Source organism: Clostridium sp. KLE 1755 (assembly GCF_000466465.2).
GTDB classification, from domain to species: Bacteria; Bacillota; Clostridia; order Lachnospirales; family Lachnospiraceae; genus Eisenbergiella; species Eisenbergiella porci.
Genome location: NZ_KE992698.1, coordinates 110,795 through 133,380, shown reverse-complemented (window position 1 = coordinate 133,380; position 22,586 = coordinate 110,795). Strand labels below are relative to the sequence as shown.

General features: G+C 44.9%; 25 protein-coding genes and 1 pseudogene. 22 read left to right on the top strand and 4 right to left on the bottom strand.

What is annotated here, in order from left to right:
• The first annotated feature begins 382 nt into the window (after positions 1-382).
• The 4 genes from HMPREF1548_RS12300 to HMPREF1548_RS12285 all read left to right on the top strand — a co-directional run bounded on the left by HMPREF1548_RS12300 (position 383) and on the right by HMPREF1548_RS12285 (position 3,083).
• Positions 383-613, top strand: a complete 231-nt coding sequence (locus tag HMPREF1548_RS12300; RefSeq protein ID WP_025491018.1) for a helix-turn-helix transcriptional regulator — start codon at positions 383-385, stop codon at positions 611-613.
• Positions 600-1,055, top strand: coding sequence for a hypothetical protein (locus HMPREF1548_RS12295; protein WP_021636475.1), 456 nt, complete (start codon positions 600-602; stop codon positions 1,053-1,055). The genes HMPREF1548_RS12300 and HMPREF1548_RS12295 overlap by 14 nt, the downstream gene beginning before the upstream one ends.
• 91 nt (positions 1,056-1,146) lie before the next feature.
• The gene (locus HMPREF1548_RS12290) at positions 1,147-2,028 is read left to right on the top strand and encodes a hypothetical protein (protein ID WP_021636474.1); all 882 of its coding nucleotides are present in this window, start codon (positions 1,147-1,149) and stop codon (positions 2,026-2,028) included.
• A 128-nt stretch (positions 2,029-2,156) separates the two neighbouring features.
• Positions 2,157-3,083: an AraC family transcriptional regulator gene (locus HMPREF1548_RS12285; RefSeq protein ID WP_021636473.1), complete on the top strand. Its 927-nt coding sequence runs from the start codon at positions 2,157-2,159 to the stop codon at positions 3,081-3,083.
• Between the two features lie 70 nt (positions 3,084-3,153).
• On the opposite strand, the pseudogene HMPREF1548_RS12280 reads toward HMPREF1548_RS12285, so the two are convergent.
• From HMPREF1548_RS12280 to HMPREF1548_RS12270, 3 genes and pseudogenes are all read right to left on the bottom strand, one after another.
• Positions 3,154-3,894, bottom strand: a pseudogene (locus tag HMPREF1548_RS12280) (nucleoside recognition domain-containing protein); the annotation flags it as partial.
• A 53-nt stretch (positions 3,895-3,947) separates the two neighbouring features.
• Positions 3,948-5,573, bottom strand: coding sequence for a recombinase family protein (locus HMPREF1548_RS12275; RefSeq protein WP_021636471.1), 1,626 nt, complete (start codon positions 5,571-5,573; stop codon positions 3,948-3,950).
• A 3-nt stretch (positions 5,574-5,576) separates the two neighbouring features.
• Positions 5,577-5,735, bottom strand: a complete 159-nt coding sequence (locus HMPREF1548_RS12270; RefSeq protein ID WP_021636470.1) for a ribbon-helix-helix domain-containing protein — start codon at positions 5,733-5,735, stop codon at positions 5,577-5,579.
• Between the two features lie 169 nt (positions 5,736-5,904).
• On the opposite strand from HMPREF1548_RS12270, the gene HMPREF1548_RS12265 reads away from it, so the two are divergent.
• The 18 genes from HMPREF1548_RS12265 to HMPREF1548_RS28945 all read left to right on the top strand — a co-directional run bounded on the left by HMPREF1548_RS12265 (position 5,905) and on the right by HMPREF1548_RS28945 (position 21,837).
• On the top strand, positions 5,905-6,783 hold the full coding sequence (locus tag HMPREF1548_RS12265) for an SMODS domain-containing nucleotidyltransferase (RefSeq protein WP_035321912.1): 879 nt from the start codon (positions 5,905-5,907) through the stop codon (positions 6,781-6,783).
• On the top strand, positions 6,761-7,339 hold the full coding sequence (locus tag HMPREF1548_RS12260) for an SLATT domain-containing protein (RefSeq protein ID WP_021636468.1): 579 nt from the start codon (positions 6,761-6,763) through the stop codon (positions 7,337-7,339). The genes HMPREF1548_RS12265 and HMPREF1548_RS12260 overlap by 23 nt, the downstream gene beginning before the upstream one ends.
• Positions 7,340-7,673: 334 nt before the next feature.
• Positions 7,674-7,988 carry a YdcP family protein gene (locus HMPREF1548_RS12255; protein ID WP_021636465.1) on the top strand — a complete coding sequence of 105 codons (315 nt, stop codon included), beginning with the start codon at positions 7,674-7,676 and terminating at the stop codon, positions 7,986-7,988.
• 20 nt (positions 7,989-8,008) lie between these two features.
• On the top strand, positions 8,009-8,392 hold the full coding sequence (locus HMPREF1548_RS12250; RefSeq protein WP_021636464.1) for a YdcP family protein: 384 nt from the start codon (positions 8,009-8,011) through the stop codon (positions 8,390-8,392).
• Positions 8,393-8,399: 7 nt separating this feature from the next.
• A complete protein-coding gene (locus HMPREF1548_RS12245) occupies positions 8,400-8,645 on the top strand; it encodes a hypothetical protein (protein WP_021636463.1) in 246 nt (81 codons plus the stop codon).
• 26 nt (positions 8,646-8,671) lie between these two features.
• Positions 8,672-10,069 (top strand): FtsK/SpoIIIE domain-containing protein, encoded by a 1,398-nt coding sequence (locus HMPREF1548_RS12240; protein ID WP_021636462.1) that lies wholly within the window; start codon positions 8,672-8,674, stop codon positions 10,067-10,069.
• A 191-nt stretch (positions 10,070-10,260) separates the two neighbouring features.
• On the top strand, positions 10,261-11,442 hold the full coding sequence (gene mobT, locus HMPREF1548_RS12235; RefSeq protein WP_502690627.1) for a MobT family relaxase: 1,182 nt from the start codon (positions 10,261-10,263) through the stop codon (positions 11,440-11,442).
• Positions 11,443-11,490: 48 nt separating this feature from the next.
• Positions 11,491-11,712, top strand: a complete 222-nt coding sequence (locus HMPREF1548_RS12230; protein ID WP_021636460.1) for a hypothetical protein — start codon at positions 11,491-11,493, stop codon at positions 11,710-11,712.
• 201 nt (positions 11,713-11,913) lie between these two features.
• Positions 11,914-12,492: a hypothetical protein gene (locus HMPREF1548_RS12225; RefSeq protein WP_021636458.1), complete on the top strand. Its 579-nt coding sequence runs from the start codon at positions 11,914-11,916 to the stop codon at positions 12,490-12,492.
• Positions 12,493-12,579: 87 nt separating this feature from the next.
• Entirely contained in the window at positions 12,580-13,068 is a 489-nt protein-coding gene (locus HMPREF1548_RS12220) for an antirestriction protein ArdA (RefSeq protein WP_021636457.1), read from the top strand.
• A gap of 103 nt (positions 13,069-13,171) precedes the next feature.
• Complete coding sequence (locus HMPREF1548_RS12215; RefSeq protein WP_021636456.1) at positions 13,172-13,564, top strand: conjugal transfer protein; 393 nt, start codon at positions 13,172-13,174, stop codon at positions 13,562-13,564.
• On the top strand, positions 13,548-16,001 hold the full coding sequence (tcpF, locus tag HMPREF1548_RS12210) for a conjugal transfer ATPase TcpF (protein ID WP_021636455.1): 2,454 nt from the start codon (positions 13,548-13,550) through the stop codon (positions 15,999-16,001). The genes HMPREF1548_RS12215 and tcpF overlap by 17 nt, the downstream gene beginning before the upstream one ends.
• 68 nt (positions 16,002-16,069) lie before the next feature.
• Complete coding sequence (locus tag HMPREF1548_RS12205; RefSeq protein WP_051358380.1) at positions 16,070-18,265, top strand: CD3337/EF1877 family mobilome membrane protein; 2,196 nt, start codon at positions 16,070-16,072, stop codon at positions 18,263-18,265.
• A complete protein-coding gene (locus tag HMPREF1548_RS12200) occupies positions 18,262-19,263 on the top strand; it encodes a bifunctional lytic transglycosylase/C40 family peptidase (RefSeq protein ID WP_021636453.1) in 1,002 nt (333 codons plus the stop codon). The genes HMPREF1548_RS12205 and HMPREF1548_RS12200 overlap by 4 nt, the downstream gene beginning before the upstream one ends.
• A gap of 14 nt (positions 19,264-19,277) precedes the next feature.
• Positions 19,278-20,186 carry a conjugal transfer protein gene (locus tag HMPREF1548_RS12195; protein WP_035321911.1) on the top strand — a complete coding sequence of 303 codons (909 nt, stop codon included), beginning with the start codon at positions 19,278-19,280 and terminating at the stop codon, positions 20,184-20,186.
• Between the two features lie 170 nt (positions 20,187-20,356).
• Positions 20,357-20,935 (top strand): TetR/AcrR family transcriptional regulator, encoded by a 579-nt coding sequence (locus HMPREF1548_RS12190; RefSeq protein ID WP_021636451.1) that lies wholly within the window; start codon positions 20,357-20,359, stop codon positions 20,933-20,935.
• Positions 20,936-21,078: 143 nt separating this feature from the next.
• Positions 21,079-21,564: a flavodoxin domain-containing protein gene (locus HMPREF1548_RS12180; protein ID WP_054354502.1), complete on the top strand. Its 486-nt coding sequence runs from the start codon at positions 21,079-21,081 to the stop codon at positions 21,562-21,564.
• A gap of 87 nt (positions 21,565-21,651) precedes the next feature.
• Positions 21,652-21,837: a cysteine-rich KTR domain-containing protein gene (locus HMPREF1548_RS28945; protein ID WP_083492971.1), complete on the top strand. Its 186-nt coding sequence runs from the start codon at positions 21,652-21,654 to the stop codon at positions 21,835-21,837.
• A 50-nt stretch (positions 21,838-21,887) separates the two neighbouring features.
• Here the strand turns inward: HMPREF1548_RS28945 and HMPREF1548_RS12175 are convergent, their stop codons facing one another.
• A complete protein-coding gene (locus tag HMPREF1548_RS12175) occupies positions 21,888-22,244 on the bottom strand; it encodes a helix-turn-helix domain-containing protein (RefSeq protein WP_021636447.1) in 357 nt (118 codons plus the stop codon).
• Between the last annotated feature and the right edge of the window lie 342 nt (positions 22,245-22,586).

The window sequence follows — 22,586 nt, the reverse complement described above, 5'->3', positions numbered from 1 at the left end:
CTAATCAGAGAAATTTTCTCCTACTCGATTTTTTATAATATAATTGAGCAACAGAACCGCATCCATAAGCCTGACTGACACAATTCCGCGTTCCCATCAATTTGTTATAATCATACCCTACAAATGTGACAAAACTATGTACACATTCATAAGAAAAAATAAAAAAAACACGAAAGATTTTATAAATTATTAGGAATAAGAGGAAGAAAAACAGCTGATTGCAGTCGCATCGGATGGCAGGAAGGACAGCGCCGACGCTGATGCATTTATCCTGGTTCCTTCATAATGAATTTCAAAATATCTTGAGATATTTTATGAAATATAGTAATATGAAGTTGACTTCACGTGAAGTACACTTCATATGAATAAAGGGAGGCTGATAATGAAAACGAAGGTGAAAGAGCTGCGAACCGCATCCGGGATTACCCAGCAGCAGCTTGCCGAATTGGTTCACGTTTCGGCCAGGACAATCATATCCATTGAGAAGGAACAGTACAGCCCGTCCTTAATGCTGGCATATCGGATAGCGGAGGTTTTTCATGTAACAGTGGAGGAGCTGTGCTGCCTGGAAGAAAACAAAAGGCTGGAGGATCAAAAGTATGAGGAATTGTAAGAAATTAAGCTATACGGATAAAATTAAATGGCGTATTCGTATTTTGTGGATGGTTTTAGCTGCGATGCTGGTTTATATGGTAACGGTGGCGGAACTGGGCGGCGGGGATTCCAGGATTATGACCGGCCTGGCGAAGCAGTTCAGCAGTTTTGTTTTTTTCGGGGGCCTGATTTATGTGGCTTACAGAATTGTCCGAAATAAAAAGCTGCTGAAAAACAGAATGCTTTTAAAGGAACAGCTGCGCATGGAGCAGGACGAAAGAAATCAGTATCTGCATGATAAAAGCGGAGGGATCATAGTGGATATCCTGTTATTATCTCTGCTGTTTATCACTGTGACAGCCGCATTATTCAACATGGCGGCCTTTTATACGGCAATCACCATACTGGGACTTACGGTTGTCCTGAAGGCGGCGGCATACTTCTTTTTCAGCCGCAGATAGGCTGCGGGGAGAGGAGAATGCTGCGCCGGATGGCGGCTGAGGTGTGATGCTTTTGTGTGTTTCCCATGTAAGAAGTGAAAGGAGAAATCAGATGAGGGCGCTCAGAGTGTTTGGAAGCTTTGTGTATATGACGGCGGTAATTTTTTTCTGCCTTTGCATTTCCGCCGGGCCGTTATGTACATTTACGATTAATAACATGATTGTGGGGCGTGCAGTATCCTCCAGAGTACTGGACGAGGTATACAGGGTTTGGCCGGAAGTGACCTATGGACAGATGGAGGCCATAGAGAAGGGGATTACGGACAGCGCTGCGCTGCAAAGGCTGACCGGCGATCTCCTGGATGCCATGGCTGAAGAGGCGGTAATGGAAGAGACTGCAAAAAGCGCGGAAATGGCAGAAGCATCCGGAAGGACCGGAAATGAAGCTGCCATATTTCTGACGGATAAAACGGTGGAAGAACTGAAGGAGGGTATTTACTCGGAAGTGATAAAGGAAATGGGAGAGCTTCTGACAGAGGAACAAAAGACGGTACTGGAGGATGGGATAGAAATTCAGGTTAATATAATAGCAGACGGTCTTAAGACGGTCGCAACCGGTATACTTGGCGACGTTTATCTGCCGGTAAACGGCCCGCTACGGCTGTATGCCGCGTTGACTTCTTTTCAGGCAAAGGCTGTTGCGTTCCTGTTTCTTTTTGCAGGTGCCGCCGCCGTATTCTGGGCCTGCAGGGGATGGTCTGCAGGGCTCCGCCTGCTGGCCTGGGACAGCATAGCCGCAGGTCTGCTTACCGGAGTGGCCATACCCTTTGCCATTTCATCATCAGCCCGTTTCCTGACCAACCGGATTCTGGGAAGAACGGTGGAGATTACGCTGACGCCTCTGTTATTCTGCGGCGGGATATTGTCTGCCATAGGGCTGCTCTTCCTTGCCCTGGCGTATGTGCTACAAAAACACCGATCCGACAGGCTGTAAAATACTGTTTGCGCCAACCGGACAAACCGCTGGAAAAATCCCCCTGCCACAGATTACAAAAAGGGCAGAGACAGTCAAGCGGCTGCAGTACAGGTATGGTATGGTAATAAAAAAAGGAGGAACAAAAAATGTACGCTTGGGAACAGATACAGCAGACGGTTGACTATATTGATAAGCATCTGGGAGAGGAGCTTGCCATAGATAATCTGGCAGAAATGGCCTCACTGTCCCCTTTTTATTACCAGAGACTGTTTAAGCGGCTGGTAAAAAAGCCGGTGGGTGAGTACATTAAGCTCCGCCGCATGGGTAAGGCGACGGAGGCGCTGCTGCAGAAGGACAGCCGCATTTTGGATATTGCCCTGGAGCTTGGCTTTACCTCACATGAACATTTCACCAGGACGTTTAAGGAAACCTTCGGCATGACGCCGGAGGAATACCGCCGTAATCCGACAACCTTAAACCGCATGACCAAACCGGAGCTTTCCCTGAATTATGTATTGGTGGGGGAAGGGGTTCCCCTGGTAACGGAGGGGATTGTCATTGAGATAAAAAGAGAACAGACGGAAGAAGCTGTCAGATATGCGGGCTTTGAAAAGAAAATGCCGGTTGCCTTCCTGGACGGCATCGGATGCGACTCCGGAGTGGATCCCCTTGGACAGCTGTGGGACGACCTGCATGAGGCAAAGGATAAAATACCGGGCCTTATGGAGAGCGGAGAGGAAGCCGGGGTTACGCTGCCCTGCAGTGAGGAAGGGTTTTTCCGTTATTTTGCGGGCGCAAGAATCCGGCCGGACGCTGCGGCTTTAGGATATTCGCAGTGGGAGCTTCCCGCAGGGGAGTATGTCGTGTGTTCCTTTGAGGCGGAAAATTTCATGATGCTTGTGACGGATGCTCTTTACAAGGCGCTGAATTACGTTTACGGGGTGTGGCTTCCCGGCCACGGACTGCAGACGGAAGGCTTCTGCGCCGAGCTTTATGCCAGCCATACCATGGAAACAACGAGCATGGAAATCTGGATGAAGCTTATTACAGGCAGGGAAGAAAAAACGGAATAGTCTTAAAAACGCCTGCCGGCAATTTCTCCGGCAGGCGTTTTTGACTGTTTTCTTTAGCAGCACCGTCCCCTCAGGCGGGAAAAAGAAAACGGGCGGCGGTGGTGAACAGGAAGCAGAGTATAATTCCGCAAACAGTTGGTACAAGAAAGGAAAGCAGCGTCCATTTCAGGCTCCCCGATTCCTTTCGGATCGTAAGGAGGGTGGTGGCGCAGGGCCAGTGCATCAGGGAAAAAAGAAGGGTGCTTACCGCCGTAATCCAGGTCCAGCCGTTGGCGGTAAATAGCTGCATCAGCTGTACGCCCTCCACTTCCAGCAGACTCCCCCTGGCCATATAGGTCATAATAATGATGGGCACTACGATTTCATTGGCCGGAAGCCCCAGAAGAAAACCGGTGAGGATACAGCCGTCCATGCCAAGCCGCCGGGCGAAGGGATCAAGAAAGCCGGTGAGCGCCGTAAGCAGCGTGGTCTGTCCGGAAAGCGGCACATTGGCCAGCACCCAGATGAGCAGCCCGGCAGGCGCGGCGGAAATTACGGCCCTTCCCAGCACCTTCAGCGTCCGGTCAACAATGCTGCGCACAATCACCTTCAGGATCTGGGGCCTGCGGTAGGGCGGCATTTCCAGAGTGAAGGAAGAGGGGACGCCCTTCAGTATGGTGGCGGAAAGCAGCCTGGAGACGAGGAAGGTCATCAGGACGCCCAGCACAATTAGCGCCACCAGGATGCACGCGCCAAGCAGAGAGCCGGTCAGCCCGCCCGCCCCGCCGATGAGGAAAAGCGTGATGATGGACAGCATGGTGGGAAATGCGCCACCATCCAAACGGCAACTTTGCTCCATACGACGAGTAGATGGCTGACAGTTCCCTACTCGCCGTCGATAAAAATATGGAGGTCTTTGCCATCCCAGACAATTTTCTTAACCATCAGCTTGATTAAGGTACGCTTTTCTTCAATCGTCAGCGTATGGAAATTGTCTTTGAAGCTGGATAATGCTGTGGACAGCATATCCACTTGGATTTCCCTGTCTGCTATGATGTTGACATCCTTTTGCAGACGGGCTTTTTCTTCTTTCATGGAAGCAAGCTCTTTGTCCAGCTCTGTGATTCTGGCATTTACACGTTCAATGAACGCAGCTCCTAAGTTTCCGTGTGACAGTGTGTTGATAAGATTGTCAATCTCGCTGTTACATTTTTTGATTTTATCATCAATGACCGCTACGGGGCTTTTTTGTGTCTGTCCTTGTAAGTCACGTTTCAGCTTTTCCAGCAGCTTGTAGATACCGGAGTTCTCGTCCGTGTACTGCATGAGATATTCACAAACAATATCGTCTGCCTGCTGTCCATTGAGATTTTGACAGTCGCATAAATCTAAGCCGCCACGCAGTTTATTGTTACAAATATAGTCGTAAAGTTCACGGTTGCCGCCTTTGCCGCTCCGCTGCTTTGCGAACATCCGGCTCTGGCATTTATCGCAGAAGATTAAGCCGGACAGCAGGGAATAGTCATTGTGCATGATAGCAGGCTTCTTCCCTGTGGGAATATTGTCTTTCAAGATATTTTGAATTGCTACCCACTTTTTACCGGATATGCGCCCCTTGTGCTTACCGATTGCGACAATCCATTTATCCATATCCTGTCTTGGGGCACTTTTCTTCCGGTAATCACGCTTATTGTATGCCAGCAGACCGTATTTATTGGAACAATCGGTTTTCTCGAAACAAACGTCTGAATGATGTTCCGTGAAGTATTCCCATGCGTCTTCATCAGCGATACAGTAAACCGGATTCTGTAATATCTCTTTAATGCCTAACAGAGAGAACATTTTTCCTGTGCGTGATTTGATTCCCTGCTTGATTAAGTATTTGCTTACGCCGGATATGCTCCGAAGCTCTAAAAATTTTTCCAGAATACAGTCAATGGTTTTCAATTCCTCTGGATTGTCCTTTAGCTTGCAGGAAGTCTTGATTTTACCGTCAATGATGATTTCCTGTATCTTTTCAGAAGTAAATCCTGTTGGGGTAGTGCCGCCCAGCCAGCGTCCAGTTCTTGCCAGCATTAGCATATTGTCACGGACACGCTCTGCAATCGTTTCTCTTTCCAGTTGGGCGAAAACCGAAGCTATGTACATCATAGCTTTTCCCATAGGCTTTGAGGTGTCAAATTCTTCCTTGATACAGATAAAAGAGATATTGTAGCTGTTTAAGTCTTCAATCAGAGAAGAAAAGTCACTGACATTACGGCTGATACGGTCAAGACGATAGCAAACAATGTATTCCGGTTTATTCAGTTTTATATCACGGAGCATTTGCTGGAATTGCGGTCTGTCCGTATTCTTTGCGGAAAAGCCCTCGTCTTCATAGACGACGATTTCCGCATTATCCGATTCGGGGATTTTGGTTGAAATATACTCCCTGCACATTTCAATCTGGTTTTCAACGCTTTCCCCTTTGCCCGTATATACCGATTTACGGCTGTATATATAGATTTTCAAAGGTTACTCACCATCCTTTTTCTGCTGCACATAGTCAGATAAAATCTTAGCGCATAAGTTGGAAAAGGTACGCTTGTCCTCTTTTGCCAGATTATCTAACTGCTGCTTTAATTCCTTTGGAATTGTTATAGGTACTCTCACGTTATTTTCAGAAACAGCCATACTGTCCACCTCCTTATGTACAGTGTATCACAGTGTAACACTTTTGTCAAGATGATGACTGGTTTTAGTGTTGTCATATACAAATAATTGAGTAAAAACATAAATTGACATACTAGATGTTGTGGGATAAAATATATATATTAAAGAAGTTTTAGGAGGGCGGTTACTTATGTCAGTTAGTGATTATTTTTCAACTTTTTGTTCTAATTTAAGAATGAGTTCCGATACAGTTTCAACAATTCAATATCGCTATCATCAGATAACCAAAAGAATTAACCTTGATTATAGAAATAGTTCATCAGAAATAGCATATAGTTTGTATGTTGGTTCATATGGTAGAGGTACAGAAATATGGACAAGTGATATAGACATGATTGTACAATTACCATATGAAACATATGCTAAATTTGACGCATATAGCAGCAACGGTCAGTCAGCCCTTTTGCAAGAGGTAAAAGGCGTTTTGCAAAAAACATATAGTACATCTTATGTCAAGGGTGATGGACAAGTAATTGGTATAAATTTTACCGATGGTATAAATTTTGAAATTGTTCCCGCTTTTATTAATAAAGATGATAGTTATACTTATCCAGATTCCAATGATGGGGGAAGCTGGAAAACTACAAACCCAAGAAAAGAAATCGCTGCTATGAATACAAGAAATAGTAATACTAATAAAAATTTAAAACGGCTGTGTAGAATGGCTAGAGCTTGGAAGGAAAAATGTAATGTTTCAATGAGTGGAATATTGATAGATACATTAGCTTATAAATTCATAGGAGATTGGGAATATAAGGATAAGTCTTATTTATACTATGACTTTATGAGCAGAGATTTTTTTGCTTATCTAAAAAATATTGACACATCCCAAAACTATTGGTTGGCACCGGGAAGCAATCGCTATGTTTGGAAATCGGGTAATTTTCAATCAAAGGCAAAAACAGCATATGATAATGCAGTAGCCGCTATATCATATGAAAGTGATAATATGTCATATTCTGCAAAGCAAAAGTGGAGAGAAATTTATGGAACGAATTTCCCAGAATAGTCAGGGCTATAAGTTGGAATCCCAGATTAGAGAAGCATATGGCAGAGTTACATATACCCAAACCTGTCATGATAAAATCATAAGCCGTTTGATGAAGACTAATGACAGAATAAAGATTTGGCAAATTGTTTTGTCAGCCATTACTACGAGTGGTTTTATTGTTGCGATTCTTTCGGAAGATAAGATAGCGAGTGTATTGGGAGCAATTATATCCCTTGTATTACTAATTTTAAATTCTTATACAAAAAATTTCAACTTAGTAGAAAAGGCACAAGAGCATAAGGTAGCGTCAGACACTTTGTGGAAAATTAGAGAAGAATATGTATCTTTGTTAACTGATTTTGAAATCTTAGAGCCAGAATCTATAATGAAAAAAAGGGATGAATTGCAAGAAAGGACTGCGGAAGTATACAGTACCTCTCCTAGAACAGATGGAAAAAGTTATGCAGAAGCGCAAAAGGCTTTGAAGAATGATGAAGAACAAACTTTTTCAGAAAATGAAATTGATATTATGTTACCAAATTCTATAAGACGTAGTAATAGAGATATACAATAATAAAAAATGTATGTTAAGGAGTATCGTAAAAATGGTACTCCTTTTTTCTTGTCCAAAATTCAGAAAGGATGTGATACCCATGTCACGGCAAGAGCCACAGGAGCGTTCCCCTCCGCATAACATCATGTAGCGATTCCGCCAGTCATGGGCTGGCAGAAATCCCCCTTATTCGGCTTGACTACCCTTTACCTGTCAGAATGGGATTTGTCAAGGGTGCGAAGCACAACGCCAGCCCTTGATAAATCACAGGCAGACAGGTATTCTCCACGAAGCTGAATGAGGAACTATCAGAATCCATCAACCATCAATCATCAGAAAGGAAAGGTAAAAACATATGGAACTTAAATTTGTTATCCCGAACATGGAAAAGACATTCGGCAGCTTGGAGTTTGCCGGAGAAAATAAGACCGAACAGCGCAGAATCAATGGGCGCATGACCGTACTCACACGCAGCTTCAATCTGTACTCTGACGTACAGAGGGCGGATGATATTGTCGTGATTCTGCCAGCCGAAGCAGGTGAAAAGCATTTTAATTTTGAGGAACGTGTCAAGCTGATTCACCCACGTATTACCGCAGAGGGCTATAAAATCGGCACTCGTGGCTTCACAAACTACATCCTCCATGCAGACGACATGGTAAAAGCATAAGGAAAGAGAGGTATCTATTTATGAGATTAGCAAATGGAATCGTCATTGACAAGGAAGCAACATTTGGAGCGTTGAAGTTTTCTGCCCTCCGCCGTGAAGTACGGATTCAGAATGAGGACGGTACGGTATCGGATGAAATCAAGGAACGCACTTACGATTTGAAATCCAGAGGACAGGGGCGCATGATTCAAGTGTCCATCCCTGTCAGTGTGCCGCTGAAAGAATTTGACTACAACGCAGAGGTGGAAATCATCAATCCCGTAGCCGATACCGTTGCAACCGCCACGTTTCAAGGGGCGGAGGTGGACTGGTACATCAAGGCGGATGATATTGTCTTAAAGAAAGGTGCTGCCCCTGCTGGAAATCCGCAGCTGCCGAAGAAAGACAATTCGTCTGTAAAATAGGAAGCCTATGAATGGTATCGCAGGATATGACGAATATGAAGACGACTTCCGGCTTCTTGCCCTGCCGGAATACCGTTGGATGGCGGAACAGCTATTGAACGAAGCCCTAGAAGATTACAGACCACCGGAAAATCTGAATGTATCTATGCCGGATTGCCTATGCAATGACATTTCCGGCTATACATTCCTGTTTACAGCCCGTACAGAAGACAGCGAAAAAACCTATTCGCTGCTCTACACGGGCTTTTATTAAATTCATAGAAAAGGAGTGAATCAAGCATGAAACAGTATCTTCCCCGTGGTAAGCGGATTCGTGCCACGGACAAAGACTTAATATTCCATACCGCCACCGCCGCCCTGCTTCCAGTCTATCTGCTGATTGTTCTGCTGTTTCATGGCAGATCAATCATGCAGATAGACTGGCAGGATGTTACTTTAGCACAGCTTGGAGAATCCATCCGTATTCCCTACCTGCTTATCAGTATGGGCGTGGCAGGATTTATCTGTCTGGCGGCGGCTCTGGTCTTCCGGCACTACTGCCGTGACTATGTGAAACAGCTCTATCACCGCCAAAAGCTGGCGAAGATGGTTCTGGAAAATAAATGGTATGAAGCGGAACAGGTGCAGTCAGACGGTTTCTTCAAAGACCTGTCTTCCAGCCGTTCCAAAGAAAAAATCAGCTATTTCCCTAAAATCTACTACCAGCTAAAAAACGGTCAGATTCACATTCGGGTGGAAATCACGCTGGGAAAATATCAAGACCAGCTTTTGCACTTGGAAAAGAAGCTGGAAAGCGGCTTGTATTGCGAGCTGACCGACAAGGAATTAAAGGATTCCTACGTGGAATATACTCTGCTCTACGACACTATCGCAAACCGCATTTCCATTGAGGACGTGCAGGCAAAGGATGGCAGGTTGAGGCTGATGAAAAATATCTGGTGGGAGTATGACAAGCTGCCCCATATGCTGATTGCCGGAGGAACGGGCGGCGGTAAGACGTATTTCATTCTGACGCTCATAGAAGCCCTGCTCCGAACAAATGCCGTTCTTTACGTCTTAGACCCGAAGAACGCCGACCTTGCCGACTTGGAAGCCGTCATGCCGAATGTCTACTATAAAAAGGATGATATGACCGCCTGCCTTGACCGTTTCTATGAGGAAATGATGAAACGCAGCGAGGATATGAAGCAGATGGAGGACTACAAGACAGGGGAAAACTACGCCTACTTGGGATTGCCAGCAAACTTCCTTATCTTTGACGAATACGTGGCGTTCATGGAAATGCTGGGAACAAAAGAGAACGCCGCTGTCCTTAACAAATTGAAGCAGATTGTCATGCTGGGGCGGCAGGCCGGATTCTTTCTGATTCTTGCCTGCCAGCGTCCGGACGCAAAATATCTGGGCGACGGAATCCGTGACCAGTTCAATTTCCGTGTGGCTCTTGGGCGTATGTCTGAAATGGGTTATGGGATGATGTTCGGGGAAACCGACAAGGACTTTTTCTTGAAGCAGATAAAAGGGCGTGGCTATGTAGATGTGGGAACAAGCGTCATATCAGAATTTTACACGCCCCTTGTGCCAAAAGGACACGATTTCTTAAAGGAAATAAAACTATTTGCTAACAGCAAGCAGGACACACAGGCGGCGTGCGGAGCGGAAGCCGCAGGGGTGGACTGACCTGCTGGCTGGTGTGCCGCAAGGCACGCCAGCACCTAACCCCCCGTATCTAACAGGGGGGTACAAATCGACTGGAAACAGTCTGAAAATAGAGCGGAATCCTACTGGTTACATGGGATTCCTTAAAATCCGGCGTGTGTCAGCGAAGTACCGAAAGTTGACATACGCTTTTTTGATTGGAGGGATATTCACTGAATCACGATATTTGGGTACAGGAATTAAAGGAAAAACGCTCCGGCTATGGAATCTCGCAGAGCAGGCTTGCGATAGCTGCTGGCATGACACGCCAGTATCTAAGCGACATTGAAACGGGCAAGGTGCTTCCATCCGCCGAACTGAAAACGGCAATCTTGGAAGCACTGGAACGGTTCAACCCAGACGCTCCCCTTGAAATGCTCTTTGACTATGTGCGGATTCGCTTCCCTACTCTGGATGTGAAGCACGTCGTTGAGGATATTTTGAGGTTGAAGCTGTCCTATATGCTCCATGAAGACTACGGCTTTTATTCTTACGCTGAACATTACTGTCTGGGCGACATATTCGTTCTGGTATCGCCGAAAGAAGAAAAAGGCGTGCTGCTGGAACTGAAAGGGCGTGGCTGCCGCCAGTTTGAAAGCTACCTGCTGGCACAGGAACGGAGCTGGTACGAGTTTTTCATGGACTGTCTGGTGGAGGGCGGCGTGATGAAGCGGCTTGACCTTGCCATCAACGACAAGACAGGGATTCTTAACATCCCCCGTCTGACGGAGAAATGCCGGAATGAGGAATGTGTTTCCGTGTTCCGCAGCTTTAAGAGCTACCGCAGCGGCGAACTGGTGCGGAGGGATGAAAAGGAGTGCATGGGAAACACGCTGTATATCGGCTCTTTACAGAGTGAAGTGTACTTCTGCATTTATGAAAAGGATTTTGAGCAGTACAAGAAAAATGATATTCCCATAGAGGAAGCCGAAGTCAAGAACCGCTTTGAAATCCGGCTGAAAAATGAGCGTGCTTACTATGCCCTCCGTGACCTGCTGGCGTATGACAATCCAGAACGAACTGCTTTTAAGATTATCAACCGCTATGTGCGGTTCGTGGACAAGGACGATACGAAGCCCCGTTCTGAATGGCGGATAAGTGAGGAATGGGCGTGGTTTATCGGGGAGAATCGGGAAAGTATGAAGCTGACAACGAAGCCCGAACCGTATTCTTTCCAGCGCACCTTGAACTGGCTTTCCCATCAAGTAGCCCCAACCTTGAAAGTGGCTATGAAGCTGGATGAAATCAATCATACGCAGGTTGTAAAGGATATTATCGCCAGTGCGAAGCTGACGGAGCGGCACGAAAAGATTTTAAAGCAGCAAGCCGCCACCGCAAAGGAGGTGGTTATCTAACTGCTTTTTATTCCCTGTTGACATTCAAGCAAAGAAAGGAGCGATTTTATGAATTTCGGACAGAACTTATACAACTGGTTTTTATCAAACGCACAATCTCTGGTACTGCTGGCAATCGTCGTGATTGGGCTTTACCTCGGATTCAAACGTGAATTTAGCAAGCTGATTGGCTTTCTGATTATCTCGCTGATTGCCGTTGGTCTGGTCTTCAACGCCTCTGGTGTGAAAGACATTCTGTTAGAACTGTTCAACAAGATTATCGGAGCTTAAATCAATTTTGTTTGCGGTCACGCAAACACTCCTTTCCCCCTATGGGAGATGGGCATAGGGGGAATGAAAAGGGGGTAACGGAATGGTACACAAAGAAAGATTATATGGAAATCAGTGGTGATTGGCATAATTATCGAAGCATAGATTTAGTTGTTTTGCCGCCTTTCAAATGATATACTAACTACAAAGGACATAAGAAAGGTGGCGATTATAATACTTGGAAAGATTAAAGCGATTAAAAAAGCGATTGAATGTGAGTGCTACTTACCAGCTTTGGCTTTGGCATTGACGCTTCCAGATATTTGCGGTCAGATAGAATATCCAGAATTGATTTATACTTCTGGACAGAGAAAGGGACAAAGAAAGGGGCGTGAACAATACATTAAATGGTATGATAGCCATGTGAAACCGTTATACTATATTACTGATAAAGACGCTCCAACAAATCAGTTTGACGGTTACACCTGTTATGCGCTGCGGTGCTCGCTTTTACATGCTGGAAACTTTGATTTAAAAAGCCAAAACCAAAAGATACCCATTGATTTGTTTAAACTTCATGTAGATAAAATGAAAGGGCAATTTAATATTCACGATTCTTATCATGAAGAAAATGGTAAAAGGATTGTTGATTTAGATGTATATGGTATTTGTTTTTTGATTTCTTATGCAGCTAATGATTTTTACAACCAGAATAAAGATAAAGCCACATTTGAACAATTTGATTCCGTGGTTGTGGATGAAAGTTGGACTGATGATACTTATGACTTGCTATTTGAATAATATTTAATACCGTAAAACAGTAAATCTAAAAAGGTTTGCTGTTTTTTTCTTGTAGACACAGAAAGGATGTGACGCACTATCGAAGAAATGAGAATCTATATTGCCAACTTAGGCAAATACAACGAGGGTGAATTGGTCGGGGCATGGTTCACACCGCCCATTGATTTTGACGAAGTGAAAGAGCGTATCGGTTTGAATGATGAATACGAAGAATACGCCATCCATGACTATGAACTACCCTTTGAAATCGACGAGTACACGCCTATTGAGGAAGTAAACCGCTTATGTGAAATGGTGGAGGACTTACCGGAGGATATACAGGCAGAGCTTCACGAACTGCAATCCTATTTCGGTGGTATTGAAGAATTGTGTGAGCATGAAGACGACATTATCCATTATCCCGACTGTGAGGACATGGCGGATGTGGCACGTTATTTCATTGAAGAAACAGGGGCTTTGGGAGAAGTGCCGGCAAACCTGCAAAACTACATTGACTATGAAGCCTACGGGCGTGACCTTGAAATCAGCGGCAGTTTTGTAGTCACGAACCACGGCGTATTTGAAGTCACTCGTTAAGAATCTGGCAGATCACAACCCGACAGGGCTGTTCTGGCAGATTCTTTGTTTTTCGGGGCGGCGTCCATGCTGCCCCACACTAATTTATGAAAGGACTGATTACATGAAGAAAATCCGAAGCTATACAAGTATCTGGTCGGTGGAAAAGGTACTTTATTCCATCAATGATTTCAAGCTGCCGTTCCCCATCACGTTTACGCAAATGACGTGGTTTGTGGTATCACTGTTTGCTGTCATGCTGCTTGGGAATGTGCCGCCGCTGTCCATGATAGACGGGGTTTTCCTCAAATACTTTGGGATTCCCCTTGCGCTTACATGGTTCATGTGCCAGAAAACCTTTGATGGGAAGAAACCTTACGGCTTTCTGAAATCCGTTATCGCCTATCTGGTGCGCCCGAAACTGACCTATGCAGGTAAGACCGTGAAGCTGGGGAAAGACTATCCGGCAGAATCCATCACGGCAGTTAGGAGTGAAATTTATGGCATATCTGATTAAATATATCGAAAACAATCTAGTGTGGAACAACGACGGGGAATGTTTTGCTTACTATGAACTGCTTCCCTACAATTATTCGTTCCTTAGTCCAGAACAGAAATATCAAGTGCATGATTCCTTTCGGCAGTTAATCGCACAGAACCGTGACGGAAGAATCCACGCTTTGCAGATTAGCACAGAATCCAGCATACGGGCGGCGCAGGAACGCTCTAAAAAGGAAGTGTCCGGCAGGCTGAAAGAAATTGCTTATGAAAAAATCGACGCACAGACCGAAGCCCTTATTTCCATGATTGGGGAAAATCAAGTGGACTACCGTTTTTTTATCGGCTTCAAGCTGATTCTGAATGAGCAGGAAGTCACGATTAAAAGCGTGGGTAAAGAAGCGGCAAACGCCTTTTCTGACTTCATCCACGATGTGAACCATAAGCTCATGGGAGATTTTGTTTCTATGAGCAATGATGAAATCTGGCGTTACTCTAAGATGGAAAAACTGCTGGAAAATAAAATCTCACGCCGCTTTAAAGTCCGCCGTCTGGACAAGGACGATTTTGGCTATCTCATAGAACACCTTTACGGGCAGACAGGAACGGCATATGAGGACTACGAATACTATCTGCCGAAGAAAAAACTGGATAAGGAAACGCTGATAAAATATTACGACCTTATCAAGCCGACACGCTGTCTGATTGAAGAAAAACAGCGGTATTTGAAAATCGAGCAGGAAGAATCCACGGTATACGTCGCTTACTTTACCATCAATTCCATTGTGGGCGAACTGGACTTCCCGTCGTCTGAAATCTTCTACTATCAGCAACAGCAGTTTACCTTCCCCATTGATACCAGCATGAATGTGGAAATCGTGGCGAACCGGAAAGCCCTGTCCACTGTCCGCAACAAGAAGAAAGAGCTGAAAGACTTGGATAACCACGCATGGCAGAGCGACAACGAAACCAGTTCCAACGTGGCGGAAGCACTGGACAGTGTGAATGAGCTGGAAACCACCTTAGACCAGAGCAAGGAATCCATGTATAAGCTGTCCTACGTGGTGCGTGTCACAGCTCCCGACCTTGACGAGCTGAAACGCCGCTGTAATGAAGTCAAGGACTTCTACGACGATTTGAGTGTGAAGCTGGTGCGTCCATTTGGGGATATGCTGGGCTTGCATGGGGAATTTCTGCCTGCCAGCAAACGGTATATGAATGATTACATCCAGTATGTGACAAGCGATTTCCTCGCCGGATTGGGATTCGGGGCAACGCAGATGTTGGGGGAGAATGAGGGAATCTATGTGGGGTACAGCCTTGACACGGGAAGGAATGTGTATCTGAAACCCGCCCTCGCCAGTCAAGGAGTAAAAGGTTCTGTGACAAATGCCCTCGCTGCCGCTTTCGTCGGCTCATTGGGCGGCGGAAAATCATTCTCCAATAATATGATTGTCTATTACTCCGTCCTGTTCGGCGCACAGGCTGTTATTGTAGACCCAAAGGCAGAACGTGGGAACTGGAAAGAAACGCTGCCGGAAATTGCCGACGAGATTAACATTGTCAACCTGACCTCGGACGAGAAAAACAAGGGGCTGCTTGACCCCTACGTGATTATGGAGAATCCGAAAGATTCGGAATCGCTGGCAATCGACATCCTCACATTCCTTACAGGCATTTCCTCCCGTGACGGCGAAAAGTTCCCTGTCCTTAGAAAAGCCATTCGTGCCGTAACCAACAGTGAGGAACGGGGCTTACTGAAAGTCATTGAGGAATTGCGTGTGGAGGGAACGCCCATCAGCGTAAGCATTGCCGACCATATCGAATCTTTCACAGATTACGATTTTGCACACCTGCTTTTCTCACACGGGGATGTGGAGCAGTCCATCAGCCTTGAAAAGCAGTTGAACATCATACAGGTAGCGGATTTGGTGCTGCCGGATAAGGAAACCAGCTTTGAGGAATATACCACAATGGAGCTTTTATCCGTGGCTATGCTAATCGTTATCAGTACCTTTGCCCTTGATTTCATCCACACAGACCGCAGCATTTTTAAGATTGTAGACCTTGACGAAGCATGGAGCTTCTTACAGGTGGCGCAGGGAAAAACCCTGTCCATGAAATTAGTGAGGGCTGGGCGTGCCATGAACGCAGGTGTATATTTCGTGACACAGAACACAGACGATTTGCTGGATGAAAAATTGAAAAACAACCTCGGCTTGAAATTTGCGTTCCGCTCTACGGACATAAACGAGATTAAGAAGACCCTAGCTTTCTTCGGTGTAGACGCAGAGGACGAGAACAACCAGAAGCGGTTGCGTGACCTTGAAAATGGACAGTGCCTTATCAGTGACCTATACGGACGTGTCGGCGTGATACAGTTCCATCCCATATTTGAAGACCTGCTGCACGCCTTTGATACCAGACCGCCCGTCAGAAAAGAGGTGGAGGAATGAAAATAAAAAATCTGCTGCACCGGAATCCGGCGGCAGGCGGCAAGCCGGAACGGAAACGAAAATGGAATATGCAGCGGCTTGGAAAAGTGGCAGTTACGGTACTTTTAGTATTCGTGAGTGCCATTTTTCTGTTAGCGACGCTGGGAACGGTAGCCCATGCCGCAGGGCTGGTGGATGATACCGTCAATGCCGCCAACGAATATAGCAAGTACCCACTGGACAATTACCAGCTTGATTTTTATGTGGACACGGGCTGGGATTGGCTGCCGTGGAACTGGCTGGACGGTATCGGGAAACAGGTCATGTACGGGCTGTATGCCATCACAAATTTTATCTGGACAATCAGCCTGTATCTTTCCAACGCAACGGGCTATCTGATACAGGAAGCCTACTCACTGGACTTCATATCGGCAACGGCGGATTCTATCGGAAAGAATATGCAGACCCTTGCAGGCGTTACCCCTAACGGACTTTCCTCAGAGGGATTCTATATCGGATTCCTGTTGATTCTGATTCTTGTTGTGGGAATCTACGTTGCCTATACGGGGCTTATTAAACGGGAAACCACGAAAGCCATTCATGCCGTTGTAAATTTTGTTGCGGTATTCGTACTGTCAGCGGCGTTTATTGCCTATGCGCCCGACTATATCGGGAAAATCAATGACTTTTCCGCAGACATCAGCAATGCCAGCCTTTCACTCGGTACAAAGATTGTCATGCCAAACTCGGAAAGCCAGGGGAAAGACAGTGTAGACCTTATCCGTGACAGTCTTTTTTCCATTCAAGTAAAACAGCCGTGGCTTCTGCTTCAATACGGCAACTCGGATATGGAGAGTGTTGGTGCGGATCGGGTGGAGAGTTTACTATCCACCAGCCCCGACACCAACAATGGAGAAGACAGGGAAGAAATCGTTGTGGAGGAAATCGAGGACAGGGAGAACACGAACCTTACTGTCACGAAAACCATTAACCGCTTGGGGATGGTGTTTTTTCTCTTTGTTTTCAATATCGGTATTTCCGTGTTCGTGTTCCTGCTGACAGGCATTATGATTTTCTCGCAGGTGCTATTCATCATTTACGCTATGTTCCTGCCTGTAAGCTTCATTTTAAGCATGGTTCCCACCTTTGACGGAATGTCAAAGCGTGCCATTACAAAGCTGTTCAATACCATTTTGACGAGGGCAGGAATCACGCTGATTATTACAATAGCATTTAGTATTTCCACCATGCTCTATACGCTTTCCGCAGGTTATCCGTTCTTCCTCATTGCGTTCTTGCAGATTGTGACCTTTGCCGGAATCTACTTCAAACTGGGGGATTTAATGAGTATGTTCTCCTTGCAGAGCGGCGATTCCCAAAGCGTGGGAAGCCGTATTATGCGAAGACCCCGTATGCTCATGCACGCCCATATGCACCGATTACAACATAAGCTGGGGCGTTCCGTGGCGGCTCTTGGAGCTGGTGCAGCCGTTTCTAAGGCTTCTAAGCAATCGAGGGCGGCTTCCGGTTCGGGAGCTTCCAGAACCACACAGGCAGACCATACCCGACCGGATGGACAGACTGGCAAAGAGGAAAAGGCTTCTATGGGCAAACGGGCTGGACAGGCGGCAGGTGCGGTCATGGACACCAAAGGCAAGATTGTAGACACCGCCGCAGGGCTGAAAGAACAGGCAAAGGATTTGCCTGTCAATGCAAAATACGCCCTTTACCACGGGAAAACGCAGGTATCGGAGGGTGTGCGTGACTTTACATCCAGCATGACGCAGACCAGAACTGCCAGAGCGGAGGGGCGCAAGGAAAAAGAGGAACAGCGCAGGAAGACCATTGCAGAGCGCAGAGCGGAAATGGAACAGGCAAAAGAAAAGAAATCTTCTGACGCAGAACCGCAGAAAACCGCTTCCCCTGTTCATGGACGACCTGCCACCACACCGCAGACAGAATCACATGAGCCTGTGGAGCGAAGCCACACACAGACGGCCAGAGCCACGGTGCAGGCTGGAAGTGCTGGCAAGCCTACGGAAAGACCTGTGGTATCATCCGTGAAAGAAAAAGCGGATATACCGCCAGAGAGGACGGAACGTCAGATTGTGCAGACGGCTTCCCATTCAGAAAGACCGCAGCCAAAGGCGGCTGCCCCTACCACAGCAGAGCAAGAGCCGCAGCGACATTCCATCAAGGAACGCAGCTCCACCATTAAGCGTGAATCAACCAGAAAGGAGAAGTCCAGAACTGCCGCCGAAGTTAAGAAAGGGGAGAAAAAATGAAGCTGAAGCATATCATCATTGCAAGCTCTGGGATGTTCGTGCTGATTTTCTCCCTGCTCCTGTTTGTGGTCGTCTTGTTCTCGGACGAAGAAGACGGCGGCGGTTCTCATATCCAGTATGGCGGCGTGAATGTGTCAGCGGAGGTACTGGCACATAAGCCCCTGCTGGAAAAGTACGCAAGAGAATACGGGATTGAGGAATACATCAATGTTCTGCTTGCAATTATACAGGTGGAATCCGGCGGCACGCTGGAAGATGTTATGCAGTCCTCGGAATCGCTGGGATTGCCGCCAAACTCACTAAGCACAGAGGATTCTATCAAGCAGGGCTGCAAGTATTTCTCGGAACTGGTGGCTTCCGCCGAAGCAAAGGGCTGTGACCTAAACGCCGTCATTCAGTCCTATAACTATGGCGGCGGCTTTCTTGACTATGTGTCGAACCGTGGGAAGAAATACACCTTTGAACTGGCGGAAAGTTTCGCAAGGGATAAATCCGGCGGAACAAAAGTGACTTACACAAACCCTATCGCTGTGGAGAAAAACGGCGGATGGCGGTATAACTACGGAAATATGTTCTACGTGCTGGTGGTGTCACAATATCTAACAGTAGCACAGTTTGACGACGAAACGGTACAGGCTATCATGGATGAAGCCTTAAAATATGAGGGCTGGAGGTACGTGTTCGGCGGAGCTTCCCCTACTACCTCCTTTGACTGTTCCGGTCTTGTCCAGTGGTGTTTCGGCAAGGCTGGAATCTCCATGCCACGGACGGCGCAGGAACAGTACAACGTGACACAGCATATCCCCTTGTCCGAAGCAAAGGCTGGGGATTTGGTCTTTTTCCACTCTACCTATAATGCAGGCACTTATATTACGCACGTTGGGATATATCAAGGAAATAACCGTATGTTTCATGCAGGCGACCCTATCGGCTATGCCGATTTGACAAGTTCCTACTGGCAGCAGCATTTAGCCAGTGCAGGAAGAATCCCAAAATAGAAAGGATGAAAACTATGATTCAAATAAGAAAAAAGGAAAACCAGAAACAGCCAAAAGAAAAGAAGCCCCGTATCTATAAGGCGAATACCCACAAGCGGATTGTAATTGCCCTTTGGGTGCTGCTGGCGGTCAGCTTCTGCTTTGCAGTCTATAAGAATTTCACGGCGATTGACGTTCATACCATCCATGAAACAAAGGTCATTGAGGAAAAAATTGTCGATACCCATAAGATAGAGAACTTTGTGACGAACTTTGCAAAGGTCTATTATTCATGGGAACAGACGGCGGCTTCCATTGACAACAGGGAGAACGCCATCAAGAATTATATGACAGGAGATTTGCAGGCATTAAATACCGACACCATCCGTAAGGATATTCCCGTGTCCTCGGCGGTCAATGGGGTGCAGATATGGTCTGTTACACAGGTGGATGAAAACCAGTTCTCCGTGATCTTCACTGTGGAACAGTTAATCACGGAGAACGGAAGCACGAAAACGGTACGTTCCGCTTATGAAGTCACGGTTTATGTGGATGGCTCTGGAAACATGGTTCTCACGAAGAATCCGACCATTACCAGCACACCCGTGAAATCCGGCTATACGCCAAAGGCAAAGGAAAGCGACGGAACGGTGGACGCTGTGACGACGGATGAAATCAACGAATTTCTGACGACATTCTTTAAGCTCTACCCAACCGCAACCGCTAAAGAGCTGTCCTATTATGTGAATGGGGGCGTGTTAAAGCCTATTGGGAAAGATTATGTATTCTCGGAACTGGTAAATCCCATCTACAACCGTAGCAACAGTCAAGTGACTGTTTCCGTGGCTGTGAAGTACCTAGACCAGCAGACAAAGGCAACGCAGGTATCACAGTTTGACTTAGTGCTGGAAAAGAACGGGAATAACTGGAAGATAATTAAATAACATGTGGGCTATCTCCTCATATTTTTTTATGGATAGATAGCCCATTAATAAAAATTAAAAAGAAAAAACCAATTAAACTTATTGACAGATTTCAAACAACGTGGCATTATTTAACTGTGATTTAATCATGATTAAATCACAGTTAAATAAATAGTTGGGAGGATATAGAAGTGGACAATACAGAAGCAAAAAAAAGAATTTTAGAAACCGTAGTTTCAGCCATGCAGGAAAATCAGGATATTGGTAAATTGACTAATAGACAGATTGCAGAAAAAGCTGGCGTGAATAGTGCGTTAATAAACTACTATTTTAAGTCAAAAGACAATCTATTAATAGAGGCAGTTAATATTTGCATGGGTAATTTATTTGAGAATATTATACAAAAAACATCTAAAGAAATTGACCCATTACTTCGACTGGAAAGCATGATTAAAGAAATTGTATGTCTAGGATATAATCATTATCCACTAGCAAAAATTACAGTTGCAAATGAATTGAATGGAGGTGGAATCATTACAAATAAAATGATACAGCCAGTATTAAAAGAGATATTTAAGCAAAGTAAGGACGAATACGAGATAAAAATACTCGCTGCACAAATACTTTTGCCTGTACAAGTCATTTTTTTAAATGCTTCTGCTTACCAAAAATATCTTCAATGTGATATTAAAAATGTAATGGTCGAGCAGGAAAAACTTATTGACATTATATTTAAAAATCTATCTTTAGAAATGGGAGGTGCATGTTAAATGAAATTATTAATATCTATCAGCGCTACTATTACTGCCATTCTACTAATATCAACCTTGATATGTGGTTTATGGATGAAGTCAGTACCAATGGTAACTGCTAATAATATTAGTTTCCATATGAACTGTGGAGTTACCTCTATATGTTTGTTCTTCATAACTATGATACTAATACTTATCCAAAACAGAAAGGAGCGGAAGAAATAATGAAAATTGCCGTTATGTATATTTCTAAAACAGGCAGTACACAGCTATGTGCAGAATATATTGCTTCAAAATTACAAGACTGCTCTCTGTTTGATTTGGATAGAGAAATCCCTTGTCTATCAGATTTTGACGTACTATTGATTGGCTCTGGTGTTCGTATGGGTAAAATTTACAAACCTGCAAAACAGGTATTAAATGACAATATAGAAACCTTGATAGCAAAAAAAACCATCATATTTCTTTGCAATTTTTATCCAGAAACGATACAAAAAACCATTCGGAATAGTATTCCGAATAGATTAATAAACCATGCGAAAATTATTAAATGTGGAGGAATCTCACCATTTAGCAAACCAACAAATACTGAATGGTTGAATTGTACAGAAATCAATGAAGTATTAACCGCATTTTGTTTAATGTAGATGTTTCTACATATCTTATACAATGCTATATCAAAATATATAGAACGTTTAATTGAAATACGTAATCTAAAGTGGGGTAAAATAAATATGGAAAATAAATGGATTTTATGCCCTGTATGTGGTAATAAAACAAGATTAAAAATAAGAAATGACACTGAAATAAGCAAATTTCCTCTGTATTGTCCAAAATGCCGACAAGAAAATTTAATAAATGTTAAATCATTTAAAGTCACAATCATAAAAGAGCCAGACGCTAAGACGCAGAGCCGATAAACTGAGGTTATGAAATCTCAGTTTATCGGCTCTTTTCATTGGAGTTAGAATTATAAATCATCTATCTCCTTAGAATCTGTAATACCTTTGGCTAGGGCTTCCATAAGGATTAGCTCTTTATCTGTAAAGCTGTCCATCTGTTTTTCTATATGTCTGCGTCTGGTGCTTTTCACCAGATCAGCAGCAGGTAAGAAAAATTCATCAACGGACACATTTAACAAGGATACAAGGTCATAGAACACCTGTAAGCTGGGGTGCTGCCCCTTGTTCTCAATATTGGTTAAATAGCGTGGGTCAATCTCAATCAATGCTCCCACCTGTTCACGGGTTAAACCTCGCTTTTTACGGGCTTCTTTTATTGCAAGCCCAAACGCTTTAAAATCGTACTTATCTTCTTTTTTACGCATAATAAACCACCTATTTACATTTTACTGTTCCTGTTCAATAAGTGACAGGTATAGAAAAACGTATTATAAGGTTTTATAGTTCCTATTATGCGATTTATACAAAAAAATATACTGCCAGACGGCAAATAAAAAAAACCGTTTTCTGGCAGCATGATTTTCTTGCGTCAAAATCAGTTTTAAATCCAGACGACGGTTTGAAGAAAGCCGTCGTCTTTTTGATTGTTAAATGAAATCCACAGAGGATGTGTTGAAATCAGCTATGAAAGCTCGGCGGCTCGTAAGGAGGTAGCCGCCATGCACGACACAATCGTTCGGCATAATTCTACAAATGGTACGTCATTA